At 42.5% G+C, this 26,150-nt stretch carries 23 protein-coding genes and 2 tRNA genes; 4 read left to right on the top strand and 21 right to left on the bottom strand.

Translation table 11 applies throughout. The features are described from left to right. Nucleotides 1-13: 13 nt before the first annotated feature. From INP51_RS03565 to spoIIIAA, 7 genes are all read right to left on the bottom strand, one after another. A complete protein-coding gene (locus INP51_RS03565; RefSeq protein WP_193736361.1) occupies nt 14-586 on the bottom strand; it encodes a stage III sporulation protein AG in 573 nt (190 codons plus the stop codon). A gap of 11 nt (nt 587-597) precedes the next feature. Next, nucleotides 598-1,146 (bottom strand): stage III sporulation protein AF, encoded by a 549-nt coding sequence (locus INP51_RS03560; RefSeq protein ID WP_193736360.1) that lies wholly within the window; start codon nt 1,144-1,146, stop codon nt 598-600. 15 nt (nt 1,147-1,161) lie between these two features. Then, nucleotides 1,162-2,313, bottom strand: a complete 1,152-nt coding sequence (locus INP51_RS03555; RefSeq protein ID WP_193736359.1) for a stage III sporulation protein AE — start codon at nt 2,311-2,313, stop codon at nt 1,162-1,164. Further along, a complete protein-coding gene (locus tag INP51_RS03550) occupies nt 2,310-2,690 on the bottom strand; it encodes a SpoIIIAC/SpoIIIAD family protein (RefSeq protein WP_329602333.1) in 381 nt (126 codons plus the stop codon). The genes INP51_RS03555 and INP51_RS03550 overlap by 4 nt, the downstream gene beginning before the upstream one ends. Nucleotides 2,691-2,707: 17 nt before the next feature. Next, entirely contained in the window at nt 2,708-2,902 is a 195-nt protein-coding gene (spoIIIAC, locus tag INP51_RS03545; RefSeq protein WP_193737230.1) for a stage III sporulation protein AC, read from the bottom strand. Between the two features lie 85 nt (nt 2,903-2,987). Beyond that, nucleotides 2,988-3,506: a stage III sporulation protein AB gene (locus INP51_RS03540; protein WP_193736357.1), complete on the bottom strand. Its 519-nt coding sequence runs from the start codon at nt 3,504-3,506 to the stop codon at nt 2,988-2,990. Then, a complete protein-coding gene (spoIIIAA, locus tag INP51_RS03535; protein ID WP_193736356.1) occupies nt 3,500-4,471 on the bottom strand; it encodes a stage III sporulation protein AA in 972 nt (323 codons plus the stop codon). The genes INP51_RS03540 and spoIIIAA overlap by 7 nt, the downstream gene beginning before the upstream one ends. Before the next feature lie 232 nt (nt 4,472-4,703). Here spoIIIAA and INP51_RS03530 point away from each other — a divergent pair. Continuing rightward, nucleotides 4,704-4,786: transfer RNA gene (locus tag INP51_RS03530), tRNA-Leu, on the top strand. A 388-nt stretch (nt 4,787-5,174) separates the two neighbouring features. Here the strand turns inward: INP51_RS03530 and INP51_RS03525 are convergent. The 3 genes from INP51_RS03525 to uxuA form a co-directional block, all read right to left on the bottom strand. Next, nucleotides 5,175-5,245 (bottom strand) — tRNA-Gly (locus INP51_RS03525). A 127-nt stretch (nt 5,246-5,372) separates the two neighbouring features. After that, the gene (locus INP51_RS03520) at nt 5,373-6,989 is read right to left on the bottom strand and encodes a mannitol dehydrogenase family protein (protein ID WP_193736355.1); all 1,617 of its coding nucleotides are present in this window, start codon (nt 6,987-6,989) and stop codon (nt 5,373-5,375) included. After that, the gene (gene uxuA, locus INP51_RS03515; RefSeq protein WP_193736354.1) at nt 6,986-8,065 is read right to left on the bottom strand and encodes a mannonate dehydratase; all 1,080 of its coding nucleotides are present in this window, start codon (nt 8,063-8,065) and stop codon (nt 6,986-6,988) included. Before uxuA ends, INP51_RS03520 begins: the two co-directional genes overlap by 4 nt. A 137-nt stretch (nt 8,066-8,202) precedes the next feature. Between uxuA and INP51_RS03510 the strand changes: the two genes are divergently transcribed. Beyond that, nucleotides 8,203-9,099 carry an AraC family transcriptional regulator gene (locus tag INP51_RS03510; protein ID WP_193736353.1) on the top strand — a complete coding sequence of 299 codons (897 nt, stop codon included), beginning with the start codon at nt 8,203-8,205 and terminating at the stop codon, nt 9,097-9,099. Nucleotides 9,100-9,126: 27 nt separating this feature from the next. Here INP51_RS03510 and INP51_RS03505 read toward each other — a convergent pair whose 3' ends face one another. Next, on the bottom strand, nt 9,127-10,110 hold the full coding sequence (locus INP51_RS03505) for a uroporphyrinogen decarboxylase family protein (protein WP_331463503.1): 984 nt from the start codon (nt 10,108-10,110) through the stop codon (nt 9,127-9,129). Nucleotides 10,111-10,522: 412 nt separating this feature from the next. Between INP51_RS03505 and INP51_RS03500 the strand changes: the two genes are divergently transcribed. Next, nucleotides 10,523-11,956 (top strand): PucR family transcriptional regulator, encoded by a 1,434-nt coding sequence (locus INP51_RS03500; protein ID WP_193736352.1) that lies wholly within the window; start codon nt 10,523-10,525, stop codon nt 11,954-11,956. On the opposite strand, the gene INP51_RS03495 is transcribed toward INP51_RS03500, so the two are convergent. From INP51_RS03495 to INP51_RS03465, 7 genes are all read right to left on the bottom strand, one after another. After that, the gene (locus INP51_RS03495) at nt 11,953-13,143 is read right to left on the bottom strand and encodes an MFS transporter (RefSeq protein ID WP_193736351.1); all 1,191 of its coding nucleotides are present in this window, start codon (nt 13,141-13,143) and stop codon (nt 11,953-11,955) included. The two genes, INP51_RS03500 and INP51_RS03495, sit on opposite strands and share 4 nt — an antisense overlap. A gap of 1 nt (nt 13,144) precedes the next feature. Further along, entirely contained in the window at nt 13,145-14,230 is a 1,086-nt protein-coding gene (locus tag INP51_RS03490; protein ID WP_193736350.1) for a uroporphyrinogen decarboxylase family protein, read from the bottom strand. A 216-nt stretch (nt 14,231-14,446) separates the two neighbouring features. Then, nucleotides 14,447-16,264, bottom strand: coding sequence for an oligoendopeptidase F (gene pepF / locus INP51_RS03485; RefSeq protein WP_193736349.1), 1,818 nt, complete (start codon nt 16,262-16,264; stop codon nt 14,447-14,449). Between the two features lie 394 nt (nt 16,265-16,658). After that, the gene (locus INP51_RS03480) at nt 16,659-17,933 is read right to left on the bottom strand and encodes a diaminopimelate decarboxylase (RefSeq protein WP_193736348.1); all 1,275 of its coding nucleotides are present in this window, start codon (nt 17,931-17,933) and stop codon (nt 16,659-16,661) included. 59 nt (nt 17,934-17,992) lie between these two features. After that, nucleotides 17,993-19,429, bottom strand: coding sequence for a pyruvate kinase (gene pyk / locus INP51_RS03475; RefSeq protein ID WP_193737228.1), 1,437 nt, complete (start codon nt 19,427-19,429; stop codon nt 17,993-17,995). A 23-nt stretch (nt 19,430-19,452) separates the two neighbouring features. Continuing rightward, nucleotides 19,453-20,298 (bottom strand): hypothetical protein, encoded by an 846-nt coding sequence (locus tag INP51_RS03470; protein WP_193736347.1) that lies wholly within the window; start codon nt 20,296-20,298, stop codon nt 19,453-19,455. Nucleotides 20,299-20,377: 79 nt separating this feature from the next. Further along, on the bottom strand, nt 20,378-21,322 hold the full coding sequence (locus tag INP51_RS03465) for a magnesium transporter CorA family protein (protein WP_193736346.1): 945 nt from the start codon (nt 21,320-21,322) through the stop codon (nt 20,378-20,380). A 506-nt stretch (nt 21,323-21,828) separates the two neighbouring features. Here INP51_RS03465 and aroC point away from each other — a divergent pair. Further along, the gene (aroC, locus tag INP51_RS03460) at nt 21,829-22,920 is read left to right on the top strand and encodes a chorismate synthase (RefSeq protein WP_193736345.1); all 1,092 of its coding nucleotides are present in this window, start codon (nt 21,829-21,831) and stop codon (nt 22,918-22,920) included. On the opposite strand, the gene INP51_RS03455 is transcribed toward aroC, so the two are convergent. The 3 genes from INP51_RS03455 to INP51_RS03445 are packed head-to-tail and all read right to left on the bottom strand — an operon-like array spanning nt 22,921 to nt 26,141. After that, the gene (locus INP51_RS03455) at nt 22,921-23,994 is read right to left on the bottom strand and encodes a lactonase family protein (RefSeq protein ID WP_193736344.1); all 1,074 of its coding nucleotides are present in this window, start codon (nt 23,992-23,994) and stop codon (nt 22,921-22,923) included. A 23-nt stretch (nt 23,995-24,017) separates the two neighbouring features. Further along, a complete protein-coding gene (locus INP51_RS03450) occupies nt 24,018-24,497 on the bottom strand; it encodes an S-ribosylhomocysteine lyase (protein ID WP_193736343.1) in 480 nt (159 codons plus the stop codon). Between the two features lie 21 nt (nt 24,498-24,518). After that, complete coding sequence (locus INP51_RS03445; RefSeq protein ID WP_193736342.1) at nt 24,519-26,141, bottom strand: putative polysaccharide biosynthesis protein; 1,623 nt, start codon at nt 26,139-26,141, stop codon at nt 24,519-24,521. Nucleotides 26,142-26,150 lie beyond the last annotated feature (9 nt).

Here is a 26,150-nt window from a genome sequence, read left to right as displayed (position 1 = left end):
AGCATTCTCCTTCTTATTTCATTTTCATTACTTTAATTTTATGGGCATCCACCCGAAATAATGCCATTATACCTTCAGAAATCTGCTGTTTTACAGCAGCATTATCCCCCCCCTCGGCTATGACAAGCACTCCTCTCACCTCAGGAAAGGTTTCCGATACCACATAAGGGCTCTGACCTCCGTCACTGCTCTTTTCATAGACAGTGCTTTCCTCGGTGCTTCCTGAGGAAACCAAAGAATTTCTTCCTTCCCCATCCGTCTTCTCACTGTTTTCAGAAGTGGGGCGGTCTTTTTCGACTATTTTCTGATTTGTCGATTCCAATGTAATCACGACATCCACCTTTCCAACTCCATCGACTTTGGAAAGAGCATTCGACAGCTCCTGTTCCATTGCCTCGACCTGTGTAGTGTCACGCTCCTTTTGGGAAGAAGTTCCTTGTTCCACCTCCTTTTCATTATTGCCTGTATTTTTATCTTTTTTCTTTACAGGAAGTGCAATTACGATCAGCAGCAAAAGCAGAAGCACATAGACAACAACTTGCTCTTTCTTCATACCTGTAAGGAAAGCTTTAACTTTTTCCTTCATCTTCCCTCCCACTACCTGCTAATATCTATATGAGTCGCATCTACTTCATAGACCTGTGACAACTTTGTTTTTACAGCATCAAGCTTTCTTGTAAACTCCCGGTTCATATCATCCCCCTCCTTTTGGTACAATGGCTCCTGCATGTTGCTGACACAAAGAGAGATCTTTTCTACCTGAAGGCGATCTTCTCCTTTCAAAGTGACTTGTATCTTATCCACTTGAATCTTCTGCTCCGCTAACATATCGCTGATCTGTCTTTCTATCTCCTTCGCATAAGCATTCTCCAGAAGTTCCTCTTGTACCCCCTCCACGGAATACGCCGCATTCTTGCTGCTTCTTAATTCTTCATCAAGAACTTCCGAACTTAACGTGTCTTTCAGGATGATATCGAGATTGACTGCTTTGAGAAAAGGTCCGGCAAGAAGAACCAAAAGCACAAGGCCCAAAAAAAACTGGACATATTTTCGATATTGATTATCCGGAAGACAGTTTAATATGGCAGCCATAAACAAAAAAAAGAACACAAGATTTTTCATCCAGTCATAAATTGCTTCCGTCATCCGCCCCTCCTTTTTTTATGCACCGCCGTAGGATCCTGCCAGGATTGCAATCGTTAGCAAAAACAAGACCTCCGTTGTAAACAATGCCTTCAGCAGTAATCCGCATCCCTCCCCCATAGAATTCAGGGTGTCTACAATGCGCTCGTCCGTAACTGGCTCGGAAAATGCAGCAAGAAACCGATATGAAAGCCCGGTAACGGCGATATGCAAAACCGGCTTCAGCGCACATAGAAACAGAATCACGACAGCTGCCACGCCAAGGCAGTTTCTGACCAGTACAGCAGATCCAATCACCATCTCTGTTACGGAATTGATGACATTTCCCAATCCCGGAATTGCCCCTGCAGTCTTTCCTATCGTTGTCCGTTTCAATGAGTCAAGTGCAGGCGCTATCAGGTTTTTTGTCACCTGAAGTCCCACCACCATGCCGAGCATCGTATTCATCGTCCAGCTCAAGACGTTTTTCAGCAGTTCGGCCATCGACGCCATCATATCCTCTTTTGAAAGCTGGTCGACAAAAGACATCATAATATAGATGTGGATTCCGGGCAGTACCAGCTTAATGAGCACTTTCTCCACCAGTGAAATAATCACAAGTACAATCTGATAAAACATGGCGGCAGAACTAACGCCCGTAGCAGTTGCAACGGAAAGATAGTATGCTGGCGTCAGCGCACGCATAAATGTCAGGATTCCGTTTAGGGTGTTCTCAAGTTCTCTGCTAAGTATGGTGAAATTTTTGATCAGAAGCCCAAAAAGCAGCAGATATACAATATAAAAACTCATCTCCCCCAACTGTCCGTCATTGAAAAGTCCGGAGAAGTTGGAAAACAATGCCGATGCAAGCACTAGTATCAGTATATTAATCCATATTGTCTTTTGCGTTCCCCAGCTTGACTGTACCACTTTTTTTACCATCTTCTTGACATTCTCATATGAAAATGGATCTTCTCCTTTGATCAATTCTTCGACAGCCTGAAAAAAAGACACGGACTGATCTTCAAGCATCTCATCGACTGCTGCCTGGATGGAATTAAAATCCATAGAATCAAGCAGTGAATCCTCCACCTCTTTCTCTGAATTGCCTTCCCCATCTGCCCAGACCGCTTGTCCTCCTAATAGAAGGAACAGGACAACAGCCATGAGTGTTATCATATTCCTTCTCATGTGAGAAACCCCTGGATCGTATCCAGCAGTGAGCTAAGTATCGGCATGCTTAAGGCTAAGATAGATAATTTACAAAAGACCTCAATCTGACCCGCAATAGAGGAATACCCTGCGTCCTTGCATAACCCGGCGGAAAACTGACCCACATAAGTAATTCCAATCATCTTAAACAGCGTATAAAGATACGTTGAATCAATCGGAACATACTTTTCCATCTTTTTTACCATGTCAAGCAGATATTCAAGTTTTCCTGTGGCAAGAAGTAGGATACAGATGCCAGTCGCCATCGATATATAGGATGCATATTCCGGGCGAAGTTCTTTGACAATGAGGCATAAAATCAGCCCGACTATCCCCAATACCGCTATTTTAATCACGTCCAAGGCGACACCTCCTAAAATGCGAACAATTTTCTAAGTGTCTCAAATAAATCAGCTATATAAGGCAGCAGCCAGAACAACACCACAATCAGCCCGGCAAGGCTGGTCAGAAATGCCTGATCTTCGCGGCCACTGTGTTTTAAAACCTGTCCCAGTACAGAAACCAAAATTCCCACTGCCCCGATTTTAAAGATGATTCCGACCTCCACCTGTTCTCCTTTCCTGTTTTGAATCCTGCTGCGTACCACGCAATCCTGCAAGCATGAAACGCAGGACCCTTCGACCCTGGTATCATCATATCAAAAGTATGGCCAGGAAAAGTCCTCCCATAATTCCAAGACTCTGATACAGTTTCATTCTCGTCGGCAGATCATCAGCCAGTCCGCCGATTTTCTCCTCCAACTCTTCCTGATATGCTTTCAGTGTCATAAGCTGCATCTGTTTATCCAGAAATCCCAAATCTGCACCCATATTCTTCAGTGACTCGCGGTCTTCTCTTTGAAGGTGCGTATCGCTTAGATATTCATCTGTGTTCCGGCTAAATACCTCTGTAAATGGTTGACCCGGAAGTTTTTTCAATTCTCCAGATACCTGCTGTAGAAAATCTTTATATGGTTTTTCCATCTTCCCTCCGACCTGGGCAAGGGCGGTCGGCAGCGGAACTGATCCAAAGGTAATTGCACCCGTCAGCAAAGATGTCATCCTTCTCAAAGCCTTTAGTTCCTTTACTCTCCCGGATTCTGCCCTGCTTTTGGCAAATCCAAGCAGCCCGCAGCATACCACCAGAAGCACAATCGCTATTGCTCTCAACATGCAAATCTCTCCCTTTCAAACAAACAAGTTCCTCTCCCGTCGAATACAGCTTGTACTGTTCCTGCCCTCATGCGGTTCGAAAGCAGCACATACCGTTCAAACACATGTGCATCTACCATGGAGGAAAGCAGTGGCTTTTTTCTGACATCATCAATGTTATTTCCATGGACTGTGGCAAGTACTTTGCATCCACAGTTCAGAACCGATTCCAGCGCCCTGATATCAGCAGCTGTACCAATCTCGTCCACTGCCACAACCTGCGGTGACATGGAGCGGATCAGCATCATCATACCCTCTGCTTTCGGACACCCATCCAGCACATCTGTGCGGATCCCGATATCATTTTGCGGTACTCCCTGGTAACATCCCGCAATTTCAGACCTTTCGTCAACCACACCGACTGTCAGCCCCGGAAATCTCTCATTCCCATCAGACAGCTGTCTTACGATATCCCGAAGCAGTGTTGTCTTTCCGCATCTGGGCGCTGAGATAATCAATGTATGACAGAACTCGCCGCAGTTCCAAAGATATGGAAACAGAACATTACCACACCCTATAATCTGATGCGAGATGCGCACATTTACGCAAGTAATCGGGCTTACTCCCTTGATCTTTCCATCCTCCACAATCACCTGTCCGGCAACCCCTACCCGGTGTCCTCCCCGCACCGTCAGAAATCCTTGTCTGAGCTCGTCCTCAAAAGCGTAAAGCGAATAATTTCCTATGTACTCCATCGTTTCGCATATATCCTCAGTTGTAACAACATAGGCATTTTGAGAAAGATAAGTTTCTCCTCCGTTTTTCTTAAGGAAACAGTCTCTTCCCCCATAGATCATCTGAAGCGGTGCCCCAGTTCGAAGCCTGATCTCATAAATCCCGTCAAAATCTTTATCAAACAATTCCAGAATACTGCGTATTGACTTTGCAAACAGCCTGATAATTTCTGTTTTTCTCAACCCACCCATCTCTTATGCATCACTCCTGTCCCCCTTTTTGTCTCTTAAAATATGTATATGAACCCGTAAAACAAGTTATTCATAGACAAAGGGTTTTATTATAGTTCTGATTGGTGATTTCACCAAAGGGTTATATATGGATTGTATGCTAGTTATAGGCTGCTATGCCGCCTGGAAAGTTCTTCTTGCAATTCATGAAAATTTATGATATTATTACTTTGCTTGTTTAAGCACAAGATATGCCGGCGTGTCGGAATGGCAGACGAGGCAGACTCAAAATCTGTTGTGGGCAACCACGTGCGGGTTCAAGTCCCGCTGCCGGCAGTATAACATTAGGCCAAAATAGATATAGGGCTGTAAAATCCAGTGTTTATATGGTCTGACGAGGGTTTTGAATGAAAAATTCAGGACCCTCGTTTTTCATAGATGCATCCTGCTTTTTTACGAAAAGCGGGGTTTTTTCTTTTTTAGACCGGAATGAGTCTGGAAGACAATTTTAGGACAGGATATTGGCACTGCACAACATGGCGTGATACCGCCCAATTGACAGAGGAAACAGCGAAGAACCATAGAAATGTTTATGAAGACTAGTTAGAAGAAAGTAGCTGATATCTTGATATTCACAGAAATCATAATTATGCTGATTACATGAGGGCTTTATATTCCAATGTTTTATCGAATGCGCCACGAAGACAATTTCGAGCACAAAAAAAGCAGATAGCGAGAATCGAACTCGTCTCTCCAGCTTGGGAAGCTGGCGTTCTACCGATGAACTATATCTGCGTGATAATCTCTTTCAACCAATAACAGTATAATATCTCGGAGCATAAAAAGCAAGTATAATTTTGAAAAAGTCACAAATCTATTTCGACTTGTGACTTTTCTTGTATGAGATACTACAGATCAAAACTTATGCTTTTTTTACATAGGTTTCCAATGTCTTTTTGACTGCTCCCGGACCTGCCGCAAGTTCTTTGTAGTATTGCAAAACCTGAGCCGCAAGTCCGACTTCGTACAGGTTCACGCCAAACAAAGCAGAATTTTCCATAAATGGTTTGAGTACTTTTTCAGCATCTTTGACTTGCCCCAGTTTCAGTGAGGCAAGTGCCGGACAAATCACATCCAACATAGGGTCCGGACTAAGTTCAAACTTTTTACCATCATCATCAATTCCCATCAGATAACGAAACCAGCCGGCATATACAAGCGGAATCATCTTTAGATCTTTTACATCCAAAGTGTCATCTCCCAGATAGGACTTTACGGTCTCTCCATATCGAATTGCAAGTTTTTGTGATGTATCCGTGGCAATTCTCTGAGGGGTATCCGGCATAAACGGATTGGGAATTCTCTTATTCACAACTTCATCGATAAAGTGTTCCGGATTCAGGATTTTGGGATCTGTGACAACTGGGAGTCCCTCTTTGTATCCAATCCGCTCAATCATCTTTTTCAACAGTGGATTCTTCATCTCCTCTGAAATCAAATCATAGCCCAACAGACATCCATAGATTGCCAGTGCTGTATGCAGCGGATTTAAACAGGTACAGACTTTCATCCGTTCCACTTTCTCCACAGTATCACGATCTGCGAACATCACTCCTGCTTTATCAAGCGGCAGACGTCCATTCGGGAACTTATCCTCTATGACCAGATATTCACATTCCTCCGAATTCACAAAAGACGCTACATACGTATGTTTCGGTGTGATCAGCGGGCTTACATCTTCTATGCCGTCTTCTTTTAGGATCTGCTCCACCTTTCTGTCCGGTCGAGGGGTGATCTTATCAATCATTGTCCAGGGAAAGCTGACCTTATCTTCGTTCTTCAGATATGCCAAAAATCCCTCTTCTGCTGATCCGCGTTCCACCCAATTTTCTGCAAATGCCAGGACAGCATTTTCCAGCTTTTCTCCATTATGGGAACAGTTGTCCATACTCACCATCGCTATCGGCAATTTATCTTCCTGATAACGGGTATAAAGCAATGATGCAATCTTTCCAATATAACTTTCAGGTTTATTCGGACCATGTTCCCAGTCTCTTTTTACATCAGGATGAACAGCTCCGGATGCATCTGCAAGCTGATATCCTTTCTCTGTGATAGTAAAGCTTGCCATCTGCAGGGAAGGACTGGAGAAGATCTCTTTCATCCTAGAAAATGAAGCTTTATCTTCACTGTCAAGAATCACGGATTCCACAATGCTGCCGATTACGCTTTTATCAACGGTATTGTCGGCCTTTAATGTCATCAGAATACTCAGATCATTATGTGGCCGATTCACCAGATTTATAATATCATAATCAAACCCTTCTGCTACTACAAGGCCGGTATCACACACACCTTCATTTAACAGTTTCTGCATCAGATTTGCCTGGAATGCCCGAAAGATATTACCTGCCCCAAAATGTACCCATCTTGGGGCTTTCTTTGTATTCTCCGTCACTGCTTTTCTATCAAATAATGGTATCTGATAACCGGCAGCCTTCCACTCATCACTTTTTAAACCACGATTGCTTAAGATCATTTTGAGGACCTCCCCTCACTTTTCTCAATTGCTTCCCACAGACCATTCAGATAAGTGGCACCAAGTGCACGGTCATAGAGGCCATAGCCTGGCATTGCCTTTTCACCCCATATCATTCGCCCGTGATCCGGACGAATGGGTCCGTCGAAATCAATGTCATACAGAGCTTTCATGATCTCATACATATCAAATGTTCCATCCGAAGACAGATGTGCCGACTCCTCAAAGTCATCCTGAGAATTAAATTTCAGATTCCGTACATGTGCAAAATGAATTCTGCCTTTTAAAGACCGGATGATATCCGGAAGATCATTTTTCAGATTTGTCCCAAGAGATCCCGTACAAAGCGTCACCCCATTGTGTGGATTATCGACCATTTTTGTCAGACGCAGAAGATTTTCCTTGTTAATAATAATACGCGGAAGTCCAAAGACGCTCCATGCCGGATCATCTGGGTGGATTGCCATCTTGATATCATATTTGTCGCATACTGGCATAATTCTTTCCAGAAAATACTTCAGATTTGTAAAGAGTGTCTCGTCATCTACATCAGAGTACATTGCGAAAAGTTCTTTGATTTTTGCCATACGCTCCGGTTCCCAACCAGGCATCATAGCACCCTCGGTATCCCCTTTTATGGAATCAAACATTTCCTCCGGTTTGATCTTATCCACTGCCTCTTGCGTGTACGCGAGGACCGTAGAACCATCCGGACGTTTTCTGGCAAGTTCCGTACGAGTCCAGTCAAATACAGGCATGAAATTATAGCAGACCATGTGAATATCTGCCTTTCCAAGATTCTCAAGAGTCTGAATATAGGTATCAATATACCGATCTCGATCCGGTGTTCCCACTTTGATTGCATCGTGAACATTCACACTCTCGATCCCGGCAATAGTCAGTCCGGCCTCTTCCACTTCTTTTTTCATAGTCATGATCTCATCGCAGGTCCATAAATCTTCCGGCATTTTGTCATACAATGTCGTGATCACACCCGTAACTCCCGGAATCTGCCGGATCTGTTTTAGTGTCACCGTGTCATATTTACTTCCATACCAACGCATTGTCATCTGCATAATAATTCCTCCATTCCACAATTTTTTACTATTATCATTATCATACCCAAAATCATTTGCATTGTAATGTTATATTGTGCTTGATTCATTGCAAAAGTTGCTATTTTATGATAACATGAAAAAGGAGGTGTATTCCGATGAACAGAAAGCAGTTATCCGTTATGGATGCAGATGATGCCAGGCAATATATGCTGAAGGACAACTTTGAGATTTACGAAAAAAAAGGCATCCCCAGTGGTGCGATGGAGATGCACTTTCATCATTTTTATGAGATTATGTTTATCTGTCAGGGTGATTTTGCAATTTTGGTCAACAACATCACATATCACTTAAATCCAGGTGATTTTATACTGATCAGGCAAAATCAATTTCATCATTACCAGTACGTGAAAAACCAACACGAAAACTCAAAGCGGATTCTAATGTGGGTCTCCGCAAACTATCTGGAAACACTGGCACAGCAAAACGCAGACCTGACCTCCTGTTTCACTCAGACGCAGACCCCGGCCTGGCATTTCCCCGCTCACCACAGAGAGCATCTATCTCAATATCTGAACACACTTTTATATCTGGAATCAGATTCTCTCACACCAAAAGGAGAAAAACAACTTCTAGAAGATTCGTACCTGACTTTGTTTTTCATCTCTTTAAATCAACTGTGCCGCCATCCCGAATTCTCTTTCCGAATTGAGAACACCAGCAGCAATCCTATGATCCGGACCCTGACGGACTATATCAATGAGCACATTGATGAACCCATCACACTAGATACGCTGGCCAGTCAGGCTCACCTCAGCAAATACCATTTTGTCCGCGTCTTCAAAGAACTGACGGGTATGACCGTACACGACTTCGTAAATCACAAGCGAATCCTGAAAGCATGCGAATTGATCTGGGAAGGGGAAGCCTTCAGCAATATCAGCGAACTCTGTGGATTCTCAGATTACTCTTCATTTTTCCGGAACTTCAAAGCAGTATATGGAATCTCACCGCGAGAGTTTAAGGCAATGTATAGAGGAAATTTCCTGCCGTAGTTTAAAAATTACGTGCTTGTCTGTGAACTAGAACATCTCTTTTGAAACTTCATTGATTACCTTGGAAACTGTTTCATAGACACCCGGATAAGTACTTTCCGGTCCGCCCATCGTGGTTCCCGGAATAAAGAAGTGTCTGCCACAGTCATGACACATGGTTTCGACTTCTTTTCTGATCGTCTCCTCTGACCAGTCCGTACGGTCTACTTTTCCATTGTCGATTCCTCCATGGAAGGATATCTGCTGTCCATAGCGCTGAATTAATTCAGGAACATTGTTGGTTGACATCACCCCCTGCCAGATATCAATTCCACAATCGATCATGTACGGTACCAGGTTAGCGGCGTAGGAATCGCTGTGATGGACAATCAGTTCCACCCCATTCGCCTTCCAGAATCCGTAAATCTTCTTATAAGCAGGTGCTATAAACTCTCCGAACATCTCCGGTGAAAGGAATGAAGACTTCTGGCTGCCCCAGTCATCATGATGGAACAAGGCATCCGGATGAAGATGCGAAACAACTTCTTTTGCAGCGGAAATCTCATAATCTGCAAGAAAATCAATTAGTTCGTGCATTGCCTCTGGCTCTTCGTAAAATGCTATCATCGCATCTTCCATACCCATCAGATAATGCAGTTTCTCAAAGATTCCCGGTGCAGCCATAGATGCCACATACTGATCCTTTCGATCTACCTTCTCTGCCATCATGGTAAAGGGTTTCCATGCTTCTTCCGGAAAATGAACTGGCGGTGCTTCTACATAACTTTTCCAGTTTGCTATATCTTTTATCACTTTCAATTTCTCACTCGTATCCGGGAATGGACCTGGCACATATTCCGGAAAGCGTATTGTGACGCCCCATCCATTGATGCCATCGTGGCCTTTTGAAATATTCCCAAAAGCAGCAAGCATCGCCGGATCAGGAATCAGGCTTAAGTATTCATACTGATTTACAAAACGTTCTGGATTCCCTCCCCGAATGGTTTCCAACAGATTCTCTCTTTTTGTCATTATGTTCTGATCTCCCTTCTTATTGCTCTCCTACTTAAGAATTATACAAAAAAACAATCCCGGATAATAGCTTTGATGAGTACAATAACTGTTCTTTATATATTTTTCTTTTTGTACTCATATACCAATCCGATATGGTATACTAGTATACAGATAACACTTTTAACAATCACTCTTGTCTTATTTATTGATGTTGGGGTCAAAAGTAATTTGACCCCTATGATACACGGATTGTTACGCTCTTCGAGCTCTCACAATCCTAAAAACATTCGAATTCCACCCTAATCGGGTTGCGTTCTCATGTTTTTACGGGTCCCAAGGTCATGCTTTTTCATGCGAGCATGAAACGCAGGACCTTTTGACCCTGGTATCATTTATTATCAAAAGCGATTTATAATAGAGGAGAAAGTTCATGAAACTCAGCATGTGGATGATTGCAAACAGATTATACTCCCTGGACCCAATTTTGAATATCAGGCAGGATGCAAAACCAATATTGAAAAGTGCAAGGCGGGCTTATGCCACAAACTGTGTACTCATCTCTCAGGAAGGAAGGGACGTTATCTGTGACGGGGAAGACGATACCATTCGTTTAAAAGATATCTCCGTTTCCGAGGCTTCTGAAATCGTTCAGTCCGTCTTTGACTCCTATGATGACTGGTATTCGAACATCATTCATCTGATCGCTTCCAGGAATTATCAGGAGGCCATTGATCAGTCCTGGGTGTTTTTTCAAAATCCAATCATCCTCTTTAACGGAAACAGCAGAACTCTTGGAATGAGCAGCCGCTATGGCATCGGGGAGGTGGATGAGGAATGGGATTTTCTTTTAAAATACAGATTTCCATCGATGAACTTTCTAAACTTTATAAAATTTCAAGCTGCCGGCAGCATCTTTGACTATGATGGAATGAAACGTCTCGACTTTGTAAGTAAAAAGTATCGACAGGGAATCACTTATGGATTGTACTATGATGATCTCTTCTGCGGGAGAATTACGCTTCTCGAAAAAGAGCGCCCCTTAAATCCCGGCGATTATCAGTTGATTGACATCTTTGCCGGGATCTTAAAGATGCAGCCCCTAAGTCTGGACGAAGTTTCCAGTTGTCGCCAAAATATGAATATCTATCCACTGCTTTTGAGGGGAAAGCACGTTGACCATGAGCAGCTGAAAGAGACACTGCTTTTTCGCGAATGGGAAATTAAAGATCAGTATCAGTTGTATCTTTTAAGCTTCAAATCCTATGACAGAGAACAGGTCACTATTCTTTCACATATGTTTACGCAGCAATTATCAAAATGTGAAGTTATTCACTTGGAACAGAATCTTGTAATCCTGTGCAATACCTCAAAAAGCAATGACTGCCCAGATCCTATACTGAAAGATTTGTCAAAACCCAATCATTTTGTCTTTTCTGCCAGTCTTCCTGTTTTTGATATCAACAGACTGCATTTTTTGATGGATCAGGCATCCTATGCATTAAAAGCAGGGACGCAGCGAACTGTTAAGGAAATCTTTCATCCTTTTTATACCTATGCCATCGATTACATCCTCGAATCAGCGCGACCTGAATACAAGCTGTACGCATGTCATCCTGATGTCGTAAAATTATGGAATCTACAAGAGAATTCAAATGATTATCTTTTTGAAACATTAAAGGCGTACATAGAAAATGAGCGATCCCTGATTGGAACCGCCCAAACCCTTTTTGTTCATCGCAATTCAGTCGTATACCGAATCAAAAAGCTGGAGAACAAACTACAATGTGATCTTAATCGTGCATACACAAGGGAATATATCAGCTTATCCATACGCATACTGGAGTTAAGCAATCGAATAAGTTAGACTGCACCCGTGGCAGTGCCAGTGTCTTTTTTTACGGCATTAAATGGATTATAGACTGCAAAAATTACTGCCGTAACAAAGAGCACTATAATTTCTGCCACAATAGCACTATATAGATTTTCACCTGTCACCATCTTTAATATCTGCAGCCATAGAGAACTTGCAAAGCTCCCAAGATTCGTAGCGGCCATTACAATTGAAGTTGCAAGTGCAATTGTCTCTGGTGCAGTACTTATCCCAATCCACGATAGACAAGCCGGCATGATAACAGAAAACCCAAAGCCAATTAAAATCAATCCAATTGTCATAACTGCTGCTGACTGGCCAACATATACGAACAAAGCTCCAAGCGCACTCAATACGTATCCAAGAGACAGACACCAACGTTTCGCCATCTGGAAAATCTTTCCGAACAATAGGCCTGCAGCACAGCCCGCTACTGTATAGAGAGAAAGTGAAGTTCCGGCCGCTGCAGCACCCCCTGCCGATCTCGCTTCAAATAACACAGATAAGTTCATCATAATTGGATAGTTCAGCATACCGAATATGAAAACCACAAGCGCAATCACCCATACGCTCCCGCTCACCTTAGCTTTTGTTCCATCACTCCCGGTGTCCTTTTGATAAGACACATTATCTGGTTCAGGCAGGAAAAATGACATGACAAGTCCGATTACCAGAAAAGCATGCCCGTAAAATGTTTTATTCCATCCAAGTTCGGCCAGCGATCCCCCCAGCATTTGCATAATAATCCCGCCGGCATTCATGAATAAGGTCCCATACCCCAACATGGATGCTTGTTTTTTCCCTTCATATAGCCCGATGATCAGTGCATTCCCAAGGGGTGCCATCAGTCCGAGACCAAATCCCATAATAGCCCTGCAGATTAAAGTTCCAGTATAACTGTCAAAAAATGCAGGAGCACATCCACCCAGCAAAGATAAAACACTTGATACAATTGCAAGTGTCCTATACTTCACTCTTTTTCCCATGATTGTTCCGGAAATCATCGTAGCAATGACTACAAACAATGTAGGCAGAGTAGAGATCCAGGAAACATCTTTCCCTTCAAAATGCTGTGCTAAAGTTGCCATTGCCGGTGTGACCACCGTAAACGCCATCGCACCCAGAAAAATAGCAAGTATTGCAGCACTTTGAATTGGCTTTATTTGTTTATTTTCATTCATTTTATAGCCCCTCCTCCCGTTGATATAGCTTGTTATAGTATTCTAAAGAATAATGATACAATTCAGCTCTGGCAATCTTTTCTTTTTCAGCGTCCATTGGTTCCGTCATAATCCATGCCATTACGCGCCCGTTTTCACCATAATGGTCAACAAAATCACGAACGCCCTCACGAATCTTCTGCTCACTCCAATCCTGTTTTATAGTTATCGGGAAAGAAAAAGTCATTTCTTTTCCATAGGTGTTGTGAAGGAAATCTGCATCATTTGCATTCGGCTGAGGAGTCCACATATCAATCCCCATCTCTATCATTTCTGGCACATACTGCATATTCCTGCCACAGGAATGCAACTCTATAAATTTCCCCTTTCTTTTCACAAAATTCAAATAGCGACTAGTAGAAGGCATCAGCTGCTCCCGATACATTTCATTTGAAAAGAAACCACTTCTTTGCGTTCCCCAATCGTCATGATATAAAACACCATCAACCCTTCCATAGAAATCAAAAACTTTGTCCGTCGTCTCAATTTTATAATCGGCCATCTTTTGAAAAAACTCTTCTAAAAGATCTGGCTCCTCATAAAATGCTAAAAGCGTTTCATCAAACGGAATCAATTCGTGAAGTCGTTCAAAGATCCCCTCCACACACTCATAAATATGTGGTCTTTCCGGATCTAATGTTTTCCGGATCTTTTTTCCATCACTTTCAAAATCAATTTTGGACACATCTGGCCATTGCAGTTCTTTTTTCCACTTAGAAAACTCTGAAATTGTTCTGGTCCCCGGTTTTGTTATCATCCCGTTGATTTCATCCACCATAAACCAATTTACTCCCCACCAGTCATAACCATCGATTTCAGGTACTGGGTGTTCTTCTATTGCATCCGGCCATACCGTATCCGATTCGTAAAAATAAGCAGGCATCCAATAAGGTTTTTCTCCTTTTACACAACGAATATAATTATCACGTACACTGATCTGTCTTTTTTCAATCTTCGGTTTCGGCTGTTGAATCATCCATGGAAAAGTACCTTTAGTACTCCAATGTTTCGAATAGTCTCTTGTTGCTGCTCGTTGCATGAAATCCATAAATTATCCCCCCTCTCTATGACTAACAACTATTGATCTATCTACTTTATTATATTGTTATTCCTGTATATATAACATGGTACGAAGATACGATTTTTCATCAAATCTCACCTAGCCTTTTTGTACTGATCAGCCAATAGCTGCAATAAAAAAGTAATCCCCAGAAAGCTTTTCGCTTTGAGAAGATTACTTATTCATCCCATAATAATTATTTTCTTATTTTTCCAGCTCTTGCACCAGGTCTTCCAGTTCATTCATCCTGCTCTCGAAGACATGCATTGCATCCTTCAGATAATCTGCTTTTGTCATATCAACGCCGGCTTTCTTCATGACTTCGATCGGATAATCACTGTTGCCTGATTTTAGATAAGTCAGATAAGCATTCAATGCGTCTGTTTTTCCATTTAAAATCTTATCCGAAAGAGCTGAAGCTGCTGAGAATCCGGTTGCATACTGGAATACATAGTAATTGTAATAAAAATGTGGGATTCTCGCCCATTCAAGACTTATCTCCGGATCTTCTTCTACTGACGGCCCATAATATTTTTTATTCAGTTTGCCATATGCCTGATCCAAAAAATCACTTGTAAGTGCTGTTCCCTTAGCATCTTCCACATGCATAAAATGTTCAAATTCGGCAAATTGTGTCTGACGGAATACAGTTCCCTTGAATCCATCCAGAAAGTGATTCAGCACATAGGCACGAACTTTTGGCTCACTCCTCGTCTTCAGCAGATGCTCTGTCAGAATATTTTCATTGGTTGTTGAGGCAATTTCCGCCAAAAAAATAGAGTAATCACCATAAACGTAAGGTTGATTATGACGGGTAAAATAACTATGCACGCTGTGTCCCGTCTCATGTATCAGGGTAAACACCTGATCCAGTGTGTCATGCCAGTTCAGCAGAATATAAGGATCTGTGTCATAAGCCCCGGAGGAATAAGCACCACTCCTCTTACCTTTATTCTCCACAACATCAATCCAGCGGTTGTTGAATGCCTCGTGTACTATGTTCATGTATTCTGGGCCCATCACAGTAAGCGCTTCGAGGGCCTGGGCCTTTGCCTCTTGAAATGTATAGGTGATCGGTGCCTCGCCCATTAAAGGAGTGTACACATCATACATATGAAGTTCTTCCACCTTTAACAATCGCTTTCTCAGCTCCATATAGCGGTGCAGCAGGGGCAGATTCTTATTCACGACCTCCACCAGCGTATCATAGACACTTTCAGGAACATGATTTGTACTTAGTGCAGCTTCCCTTGCAGATTTATATCCATGTACTTTGGCATTATAATTATGAGTCTTTACATTTGTCCGTAGCGTCGTGGCAAATGTATTCTGAAACTGATCATAGACACTATAAAGACCCTTGAATGCAGCCTTCCGAACACTTCTGTCCGTACTTTCCATCAATTGACCATAGACTCCATGCGAAAGCTGAACCTTTTCCCTATTCTCATCTTCGATCGTCGGAAACACGAGATCTGAATTGTTGAGAATCGAAAATGTCGTACCCGGAGAATCGAGAATTTCACCGGCCGCCGCAAGAAGTGCTTCTTGTTTTTCCGGAAGTACATGAGGACGATTATCCACTATCTGCTCTACAAAATGACGATAAACAAAAAGCTGGGGCTCTTTATCAAAATAACTCCAGATCACATCATCACTCAGGGAAAGAACTTCCGGCTCGAACCAGCTGATGGCTTCACTCGTCTGTGCAAGGAGTGCACCTGTTCTGGCATTCATTCCCTGATAGAATGTATTTCCCGTGTCCTGATCTGTCTTCATGCTGCTATAAGTATATAAGGTTTCAAGTTTTCTGGAAACTGCGAGCACCCATTCCAAAGCAGCAAGGAAATCTTTCGCACCTTTATCCAGTGTTCCCTTATATTCCCTGGATCTTTCAAGATCTTTCTTAAGCATATGAAATGCCGTTTCGAATTCATCATCATCTGTGAATATTCTCGTCAAGTCCCATGTCTTAGCTTCTGGTACATCTTCACGAAGTGGCAATTGTTTTGAATTATCCATAATACAACTCCTAACCGGCCTGCACTATAACAATCTGTGCAATTCCTTTTTGTTTTTCAGTTTACCACAAATTTTCATCTTATCATAGTCTTCACCGAATAAAAAAATTCTCCCGGAGTGATCATCACCGGGAGAATTTTTGGAGAAAGGAGAAACTAACTAAGTTGCAACAAATGATTTGAACTATCTGTATTATACCATATTCGTCATATTTGTCAATATATTCAGAATAATATTCTCAAATAATTGATAATTTAGTATAGTAACTTGTCTTTATTAAATAATTAGTGTTTCATTTCCCATATTACAAATCTTGCAATGCAATTTATGATTTAAAGATGCAAAAAGCAGCCCAGACTGTGTTTCCCACAACTGAGCTGCTATCTATATTGACTTATCCATTCGGAAACATTTTCTTATATTCGGACGTCCCATCCAAAGTGGCAAAGTAATCTTTCGGAGTCTCCGCACGACGTATCACCTCAAAGCTCTGATCTTCTTTCAGCAGGACCTCGGCTGATTTCAATTTGCCATTATAATTATAACCCATGGAATATCCATGCGCTCCGGTATCGTGTATAACAAGAAGATCGCCTGGCTCTATTTTAGGAAGCATGCGGTCGACAGCAAACTTATCATTATTTTCGCAAAGCGCACCGGTAACATCATACTTATGATCGCATGGCTGATCCTCTTTTCCCATTACAGTAATATGGTGATAGGCACCATACATTGCCGGACGCAGCAGATCCACTGCTGACGCATCACAGCCAATATATTCTTTATATATATGCTTTTCATGGGTAGCCTTTGTGACCAGACAGCCGTATGGGCCAGTCATAAAACGCCCCATCTCTGTGCACAGACTGACATCACCCATTTTGGCCGGAACCAGGATTTCATCATACACTTTATGAACACCTTCGCCGATGGCCAGAATATCATTTGGCGTCTCATCTGGTTGGTAAGGAATTCCCACTCCTCCGGAAAGGTTAATAAACTTAATATGGCATCCGGTCTCTTTTTGAAGCTTTACGGCCAGTTCAAACAGGATTTTTGCAAGCATTGGATAATACTCATTGGTAACAGTGTTCGATGCGAGAAATGCATGAATTCCAAACTCCCTGGCACCTTTCGCTTTCAACACCCGAAACGCCTCGAAAAGCTGCTCCGTCGTCATCCCGTACTTAGAATCTCCCGGATTGTCCATGATTCCGTTGCTCATCTTGAATAATCCGCCCGGATTAAATCTACAACTGATTACCTCCGGAATAGCTCCAAGTGTTTCCTCCAAAAAATCAATATGGGTGAAATCATCAAGGTTTATAATTCCACCAAGCTTGTCTGCGAGAATATACTCCTCTTTCGGTGTCACATTCGACGAGAACATAATCTGATCTTTGGAAAATCCCATCGCATCAGCCAACATCAGTTCTGTCAGAGACGAACAGTCACAGCCACAGCCATACTCACCCATGATTTTGATTAGTGTGGGGTTGGGATTGGCTTTCACTGCAAAATATTCCTTAAACCCCGGGTTCCATGAAAAAGCCTGTTTGACTGCTTTTGTATTCTCACGGATGCCTTTTTCATCATATAGATGAAAGGGCGTTGGAATTGTTGCTGTAATCTCTTTCAGTTTCTCATCTGTAACAAAAGGCTTTTTCATCGTTATAGTATCTCCTAGCAGTTTTTTTACAACATTCGAATGGTTGTGATTATCTATAGTTATTTGGCCTGAACAATATGAAGCATATTGGTAGCCTGAGTTTCACCTTTCACATCATTTGTAGACGGATCTCCCGCTGTAAATATGATCTTCTCATCCCTCTTTACATATCCTTCGCGTGTAACCAAGTAAAGTGCATGAGAGATGATATTTTCTGTCGTGTCCTCCAAGTATCCCTCCACAGGATTTACTCCCCAATACAGCTGCATCTTTCTTCTCGCCCATTCATGGGGAGTGACAGCGTAGATTGGTACACTCGGCCGCAGATTTGAGATCAGACGTGCTGTCTTTCCAGACATCGTCGGCGTGACAATACATGCTGCTCCTATGTGCTCGACCATCTCGACGGCAGCGAATCCGACAGCACTTGACACGGTGGAGCCCTCATTCACAGATTTTTTATCTCTGTATGTATCAAACTTGAGATATTTTTCTGTTTCTTCGGCAACCTGAACCATCATCTGTACAGACTCAACCGGGTATTTTCCCATAGCAGTCTCGCCAGAAAGCATAATGGCGTCCGTCCCATCATAGATAGCATTAGCTACATCTGCCACTTCTGCACGAGTCGGACGGGGATTTCGCATCATGGAATCCAACATCTGCGTTGCTGTGATAACCGGTACGTATTTGTGATTGCATTTTTCAATAATCGTTTTCTGAAGATGTGGCACCTGATATGGAGGAATCTCCACGCCAAGATCTCCTCTTGCCACCATGATACCATCAGCAATATCAATAATTGCATCAATATTATTAATTGCCTCAGCACATTCAATCTTTGCAATGACATCGACATGGGAACCATTATTCTCGGCTAAGAAACTCTTTATTTCCCGAATATCTTCTGGTTTTCTGACGAAAGAGGCAGCGATAAAATCAATTCCCTGACTAACTCCGAAAAGAATATCTTCCTTGTCCTTTTTTGTGATGGCAGGAAGATTGACAGAAACATTCGGAACATTGATTCCTTTTCGTTCGCCAAGTTCTCCGCCGTTATCCACGATACAGGCGATATCGGTGCCGGACACCTCATCAACTCTAAGCTCAATCAGACCGTCGTCAATCAGAATCTTATCACCTTCTTTTACATCAGAAGGCAGCTCTTTATAGCTGACAGATATTTTACCACTGTTTCCGACAACATCCTCTGTCGTGAGGACAATCTTTCGTCCTTCCTTTAACTCTATACTTTTTCCATCTTCCAGAACACCCGTCCGGATTTCCGGTCCTTTTGTGTCCAAAAGGATTGCAATCGGAAGTTTATACTCCTTGCGAAGTTTCTTTAACATATCCATACGGCTCTTATGTTCCTCATAATCTCCGTGTGAAAAATTAAAACGCGCAACGTCCATTCCTGTCTCAATCAGAGTTCTCATTACTTTTTCGTCATTCAGGTTTGGACCCATAGTACAAACAATCTTTGTTCTTTTCATCTGGTATTGTCTCTCTTTCTTTATCATTTTACATGTTCATGAGTAAACAGGTGGTCCTGACAGTATTCGTAATTGCCCTTGCATTTGGAGCAGAAACGAAATTCCAGATTTGGATCATCCTTTTCTGTCCGCCCGCAGACCGCACACTTATGCTTTGCGCCGCCATTGTTCACCTGGCCTCTTGATACTGCTTTCTTAAAATTTTTTTTGCGATGGATCTCCCGCGGATTGATGCGTGAATAATTCCTCGTCAGCAAGAAGAAGACGATTACGTTCATCAGAGAACAGATAATCACTACCCTGCCAGCCCAATTTCCTGTGACAACAGAATACAACAAATACACGACATCGATGACTGCAAGATACTTGATTTTGATTGGTATGAAAAAATACAGCAGCATCTGCATATCGGGATATGTGAGGGCAAATCCCAAAAAAATGGAAAGGCTGACATAATAAGTGGAAAACTGTGAGCCATAGCCCAATATTGTATAGGCGTCACCCATAAACGCATAGAGAATAAATGCCCCTATGACTGTCATAATTAACCCAAAGAAGATATACACATTATAGAGAAATGCTCCCCAGGTTTTCTCAAGCACAGATCCCAACTGATAATAAGTAAACAAGATAATCAAGGTGATCAGATTAAAGCTGTCCGGCGGTATTAGAACCCAACTTATCAGGCGCCAGACCTGACCACGAAGAATCAAACCGGGGTCCAGGGTAAGATACCCAAGAACCGGTAATCCTGCTCTTCCCAAAAATTGAAGAAAATAAGCTATGATATACGTGGCAATTATATAAACCGTCAAATTACGGATCGCATATTTTCCAAACTTGCGCTCCATCTTCCCTAAAAAATTCATATTTGTTCTTTCACTTTCTTTAGATTGTAATAATGCTGCAGAGGGCTTATGTCTTTTTCAGACATGAAAAAACACTGATTTATCTGAACATGTTCTTTTTTGAAAACCACAATGCAACAACCAGACTCAGCACAACAGACACAACTATGACAATTATAAATCCGTGCGGGTTTCCGGCTAGGGGCATTCCTTTTACATTCATATTCATGCCATAAGCCGAATATATAATTGTTGGTATTGACATCACAATTGTGATGACGGAGAGTGCTTTCATAACAATATTCTGATTGTTGGATATTACCGAGGCAAATGCATCCATCATACCGCTTAAGATTCCACTATAGATATTGTCCATCTCGATTGCCTGTTTATTCTCGATAATAACATCCTCAAGGAGATCTTCATCTTCCGGATATTTTTTAATGGTATCCACCTTCAGAAGTTTCTCCAATACAACTTCATTCGACCGCAGAGATGTTGTAAAGTAAACCAGCGATTTTTCCAGTTCCAACAGCTCGATCAATTCTTTGTTTCTCTGGGATTTATGGAGATTCTTCTCAACCATATCACTCTTTTTATCTATGATACGAAGATAATTAAGATACATACTGGCATTTCTGTATAGTATCTGCAGAATGAAGCGAGTCTTCATATGGGTATGAAAGTTTTTCACTTTTCCCTTCATAAAGTCTGTGAGGATCGGTGTGTCTTCGAGACATACCGTTATTATCACCTTATCACAGACAATAATACTCAAGGGAATCGTACCATACCAATCCTTGTTATTACGCTCTTCGATCACGGGGATATCCACCAAAACAAGAGTGTAAGAATCTTCAATCCCGATTCGTGAACGTTCTTCTTCGTCCAGAGGTGCACGCAGGTCGTTCTGGTCTATCCCATAACGGCGCGTAACCTCAGACAGTTCATTGTCCGACGGGTTCGTCAGTGCAATCCAACACCCTTCTTCCGGTGCTTCCAGTGTCTTAATTCGTGTTTCTTCTGATTTGAAAATTCTGATCATGTTATGTGACTCCTTTCACCACTCGTAAAAGGGCAAAAAGAATCACTCGAACCTTGCCCTCTTATCTATTCTATATAATTAAGTTTTTTCAGATTTTTATTCGAACTTCGCGATTCCGGGGAAGGCCCGCTTTCCATAACAACACATCCTTTCAAAAAATACACCCATCATAGCATGTAACTTATTTACCTTTGTCCATTATAATCGTTGAAAATATGTTTGTCAAACGTTATACTGTAACCAATGGAATAAAATCAGGCGCAAAAACGGTCTTTGATTTTACCTGATAGATAAAAATAGAGGTTGGGGCCAAAAGTAATTTGACCCCTTATGATACACGGATTACTCCGCACTTTGTGCTCACGTAATCCTACAAACATTCGAAATACACCCTAATCGGGTTGCTTTCTCATGTTTGTTCGGGTCCCAAGGTCATGCTTTTTCATGCAAGCATGAAACGCAGAACCTTTCGACCCTGGTATCTAAAAATAATTAGGAGGGCGATTATGGCCGGTTCAACATATGGAATGATTTTTAAGATTACAACATGGGGAGAGTCTCACGGAAAGGGAATTGGAGTAGTCATAGATGGCTGTCCGGCAGGTCTTTTGCTTGAGCGGGAAGATATTCAAAAGTTCTTAGACCGCAGAAAGCCCGGACAAGATCGGTATTCCACAAAGCGCAGAGAAGGAGACGCTGTTGAAATACTCTCAGGGGTTTTTGAAGGATATACTACCGGCACTCCAATTGCACTGATGATCAGAAATACGGATCAGCGGTCCGAAGATTACAACAAAATCGCCGATTACTATCGTCCAGGACACGCGGATTATACATATGACGAAAAATACGGTTTCCGCGACTACAGAGGGGGTGGCCGCTCTTCCGGAAGAGAAACTGCAGGGCGTGTCGCGGCAGGTGCCATAGCATCCAAACTACTAAAAGAACTGGGGGTCACACTGACTACCTATGTCCGCTCAATTGGACCTGTCAGCATTGAGACATTTCATCCGGAAGAAATCAACAGAAATTCACTGAATATGCCAGATGCGGCCGCAGCAGAACGTGCATCCGAATATCTGGAAGATTGTCTCAGGAAACAGGATTCCTCAGGGGGATGTATAGAATGTATCGTACACGGTCTTCCCTCTGGTGTCGGAGATCCCGTGTTTGAAAAACTGGACGCCAACCTTGCAAAAGCACTGATGTCCATCGGTGCTGTAAAGGCCATAGAAATTGGAGATGGAAAAGAAGTTTCCGTCACCACAGGAAGTCATAATAATGATGCATTTGTCGGAGAAAATGGTGAGGTGAGAAAAAAGACCAATCATGCAGGGGGAATTCTCGGAGGCATCAGTGATGGAAGTGACTTGATCCTGAGAGCCTCTTTCAAACCAACCCCTTCCATCTTCACCACGCAGCAGACGGTCAATTCAAAAGGTGACAATATTGAAATCAATATCAAAGGGCGCCATGACCCTGTCATAGTGCCCCGTGCTGTTGTTGTTGTCGAATCAATGACCGCAGTCACGCTGATTGACAGTTTGATGACTGGCATGAGCTGCCGGCTGTCTAATCTGAAAAAAATATGGAACTAGTTATATCATCGCGCCAACTGATGCAATCAGAATACAGTTTGGCGTCTCCACTTTCATAGGCTTTCCTTTTTGCACCAGAACCTTTCTTTCATAATCAATGGCAAATGTCGTAATACTGTTTGATTCATGGTTCACGACCGCAATGTGCCTATCATCTGGAAACATAGCGATATCTTTTGGATATTCACCACTGATGGGGAGTGCAAATTCCTTGTTCAGCAGACCGTCTTTGGAATTGATGCTGTACATGGCAACTGTATTATCTCCCGCTGTGGACGTAAACAGGTATTTGCCATCATTCGAAAAACAGATGCCAGACGCAGCATCATGTGCACGGTCTACGTTGTCAGAAGTAGTACTGATGGACTGCAGTTTCTCAAATTCGGGGGCATTCGCCCCCTCTTTATACCCGAATACATCTACCACATTCGTCAATTCAAAGATCAGATAGGCAAAACGTCCATCTTTCGAAAAAAGCAGGCGTCTCGGCCCGGATTCCCTTTCGCACCTTAATATATCCACAAGCTGAAGCCTGTTCTTCTGCTTATTTATTTTATAAATCTTAACCTGATCAATACCGTTATCCACTGCGCAAAGATACTTATTATCCGGTGTGGGAATCACACAGCTTACATGCGGATGAAAGCTCCGTTCTGCTACACTTCCGAGGCCCTTGTGGAACACTCCGTCCATCAGGCTGCCCAGCCGGCCGTCACGATGTGTATGTACCACCGTCACCTTTCCATCATGGTAACCCGCCACATACAGGTAACATCCGTCCTGATCTACCGATAAATAACATCCTCGCATTCCATCGATATCAACTTTATTAATTGGCAGCAGGTCTCCGTCTTTTTCATCAATCGAAAAGACAGCAACTCCTTCATCTGCTATAGAGTACAGGTATTTCCCGTTTAGAGATCGGCAGATGTGCGAAGAATTTCTCACCGGTATCACCTTTCGCTCTGTCAGAGTGCCTTCTTCCACATCTACATCATACAGATGAATTCCTATACTGCTGCCATGTGTATAAGTTCCCACATAAGCTACATACTTTCCAGCTGTATCTTTCATATTGCTTTTAAGCCACCTTCCGTTCATTCAGGATATACAAGCCGGTCTGGCTTAATATCATATAATACTTCATTCAGATATCTGTTTGCTGTATACTTTGCCATACCCAGATTCTGATCCAGATAGTTTCCGCAGTCTTTTGCCTTTGCTCCGGGAATCTCGCCTTCAAAATCTCGGATAAACTCGAATGTATGAGTAACGAGATCTACAATATCTTTCGACTCATAATCACCCGCCAGAAGAAGATAACATCCTGTCCTGCAGCCCATCGGTCCAAAGTAAATCATCTTATCTTTCCACTTTGAATCGTTTCTGAGGCAGGTCGCCGCAAGATGTTCTATCGTATGAAGCTCTGCGGTATTCATAACCGGTTCTTCATTCGGAGAAGTCATTCGAAGATCAAAAGTAGTGATCGTCTCCGCCCCGATATGATCTTTTCTTGACACATAGATTCCAGGCTGCAGCTCTATATGATTTACAGTAAAACTTGCTATTTTTTCCATATTTCTTTATCCTTTCAGGTCTTAACGGTATATTTTAATTAAATGCAAAAATGCAGTAATCTTTGTTCCAAACGGAAAACGCTTCATCTCCTCTTCCTTTGTACCTGTAACCACAACAAAAAGGATCAAATATACAACAACTGCAATTACAATAGAGATGATCAGACAAATCGACGGACGCTTCGTCAGCTCAAAGAGTCCATTGTATATAATTCTTGTGATTAGTCCCATTCCTGCAGCTGCTACAAATGGCTTTCCATAGGAATCTTTGATTTCATTTTTATATCCCAGATATTTACTAATTGCCATGCCGTTCAATATACACATACTGACAGCAAACAAAATATTGACAATCAACAGGGCATAAATTCCGATTCCCGGTGCAATCAAGAGCATCAAAGCCAATATGACAAGATTGAGCACCAGCGAAATTGCTGCATTGAAAAGTGCTGTTTTCTGCTGCCCGATCGACTGCAGGACGCTGTTTGTGATTGTCGACAGTGCTGAAAAGATCACAGAGATTGCTCCGAACATCAGTAGGTTACTCGCAAGGCGTGTCGATCCCGGGAACAGGACTCCCATTATCGGATGCGCCAGCACAGATAACCCCACAGCAGCCGGAATGCAGATGAACATCGTCAGCTTTATCGTCTCACTGATCTGATTGTTTGCATCTTCTTTCTGTCCAGTCGCATAATTTCCCGACACAATCGGCATCATGGCAGAGGCACTGGCGGAAGCCAGAGACAATGGAACATTGATCAATGTGATATAATAATTGCTGAATTCGCCATACTGTTCTGAAATCACCTTGCTGCTGATCCCGTGGAAGCCCTGAATACTGGAAAAAATGTAGCTGTCCAGATAAGCACTTGCATTATAGATAAAGGTCGTGAAGATAACCGGAGTCACTAAATGAAAGATAATTCGAAAAATTTCACCAAAACTCTCCTCTTTTTCACTGATATCTCTCTCCATCTGTCTTTCAATCGTATTCTTGTTTACCATGTAGACAAATATCATAAAGATCAGTCCTGCGAGCACGCCCGCTCCGGTTCCCATCGTACCGCCTGCCGCACCATAGATGGCATGTGTTGTCTTATTTTTTGCAAATCCTTTGATTAAAAGATAGCCCGCCAGTACACTGACTACTGCATTCACAAGCTGCTCTGATATCTGAGAGATCGAAGTAGGCATCATGGTATTATGTGCCTGAAAATATCCACGGAAAACACCAAGTATAGCTGACAACAGAATGGTAGGTGCAAGAACACGGAGTGCCAGAATCGCGTTCTGCTGATTTCTCGGCAATAAGAATCTTCCCCCGAATAGTGCGATCAGTGCGGCAAATCCGCCGACAAGCAATGCATAGAGAAGTGCTCCCCGAAAGACTTTGTGTGCATTCTTATATTGTTTCAGTGCCAGACGTTCCGATACTACTTTGGAAACTGCCATTGGTATGCTGTATGATGACACTAAAAGCAATATTGCATACAGATTGCTTGCATACGCATAATACCCAAGCCCTTCTCTTCCAAGTACCTGTCCGAGAGGACGTCTGTAAAGCAATCCTATGATTCTGGAAATGAGCGATGCCGCCATAAGCAGAGTGGCATTTTTCATCAGCGTATTTTTCTTACTCATCTTCTAACT

The sequence above is a fragment of the Blautia liquoris genome, from assembly GCF_015159595.1.
Lineage (GTDB): Bacteria > Bacillota > Clostridia > Lachnospirales > Lachnospiraceae > Novisyntrophococcus > Novisyntrophococcus liquoris.
Note: the sequence above shows the minus strand (reverse complement) of the source record. Positions and strands in the feature narration are given on the sequence as shown.

What these genes read in the sequence shown, in the direction of transcription:
- INP51_RS03565 (WP_193736361.1), bottom strand. Translation starts at nt 586, where the DNA reads ATGAAGGAAAAAGTTAAAGCTTTCCTTACAGGTATGAAGAAAGAGCAA.
- INP51_RS03560 (WP_193736360.1), bottom strand. Translation starts at nt 1,146, where the DNA reads ATGACGGAAGCAATTTATGACTGGATGAAAAATCTTGTGTTCTTTTTT.
- INP51_RS03555 (WP_193736359.1), bottom strand. Translation starts at nt 2,313, where the DNA reads ATGAGAAGGAATATGATAACACTCATGGCTGTTGTCCTGTTCCTTCTA.
- INP51_RS03540 (WP_193736357.1), bottom strand. Translation starts at nt 3,506, where the DNA reads ATGTTGAGAGCAATAGCGATTGTGCTTCTGGTGGTATGCTGCGGGCTG.
- spoIIIAA (WP_193736356.1), bottom strand. Translation starts at nt 4,471, where the DNA reads ATGGGTGGGTTGAGAAAAACAGAAATTATCAGGCTGTTTGCAAAGTCA.
- INP51_RS03520 (WP_193736355.1), bottom strand. Translation starts at nt 6,989, where the DNA reads ATGATCTTAAGCAATCGTGGTTTAAAAAGTGATGAGTGGAAGGCTGCC.
- uxuA (WP_193736354.1), bottom strand. Translation starts at nt 8,065, where the DNA reads ATGCAGATGACAATGCGTTGGTATGGAAGTAAATATGACACGGTGACA.
- INP51_RS03510 (WP_193736353.1), top strand. Translation starts at nt 8,203, where the DNA reads ATGAACAGAAAGCAGTTATCCGTTATGGATGCAGATGATGCCAGGCAA.
- INP51_RS03505 (WP_331463503.1), bottom strand. Translation starts at nt 10,110, where the DNA reads ATGACAAAAAGAGAGAATCTGTTGGAAACCATTCGGGGAGGGAATCCA.
- INP51_RS03500 (WP_193736352.1), top strand. Translation starts at nt 10,523, where the DNA reads ATGAAACTCAGCATGTGGATGATTGCAAACAGATTATACTCCCTGGAC.
- INP51_RS03495 (WP_193736351.1), bottom strand. Translation starts at nt 13,143, where the DNA reads ATGAATGAAAATAAACAAATAAAGCCAATTCAAAGTGCTGCAATACTT.
- INP51_RS03490 (WP_193736350.1), bottom strand. Translation starts at nt 14,230, where the DNA reads ATGGATTTCATGCAACGAGCAGCAACAAGAGACTATTCGAAACATTGG.
- pepF (WP_193736349.1), bottom strand. Translation starts at nt 16,264, where the DNA reads ATGGATAATTCAAAACAATTGCCACTTCGTGAAGATGTACCAGAAGCT.
- INP51_RS03480 (WP_193736348.1), bottom strand. Translation starts at nt 17,933, where the DNA reads ATGAAAAAGCCTTTTGTTACAGATGAGAAACTGAAAGAGATTACAGCA.
- pyk (WP_193737228.1), bottom strand. Translation starts at nt 19,429, where the DNA reads ATGAAAAGAACAAAGATTGTTTGTACTATGGGTCCAAACCTGAATGAC.
- INP51_RS03470 (WP_193736347.1), bottom strand. Translation starts at nt 20,298, where the DNA reads ATGAATTTTTTAGGGAAGATGGAGCGCAAGTTTGGAAAATATGCGATC.
- INP51_RS03465 (WP_193736346.1), bottom strand. Translation starts at nt 21,322, where the DNA reads ATGATCAGAATTTTCAAATCAGAAGAAACACGAATTAAGACACTGGAA.
- aroC (WP_193736345.1), top strand. Translation starts at nt 21,829, where the DNA reads ATGGCCGGTTCAACATATGGAATGATTTTTAAGATTACAACATGGGGA.
- INP51_RS03455 (WP_193736344.1), bottom strand. Translation starts at nt 23,994, where the DNA reads ATGAAAGATACAGCTGGAAAGTATGTAGCTTATGTGGGAACTTATACA.
- INP51_RS03450 (WP_193736343.1), bottom strand. Translation starts at nt 24,497, where the DNA reads ATGGAAAAAATAGCAAGTTTTACTGTAAATCATATAGAGCTGCAGCCT.
- INP51_RS03445 (WP_193736342.1), bottom strand. Translation starts at nt 26,141, where the DNA reads ATGAGTAAGAAAAATACGCTGATGAAAAATGCCACTCTGCTTATGGCG.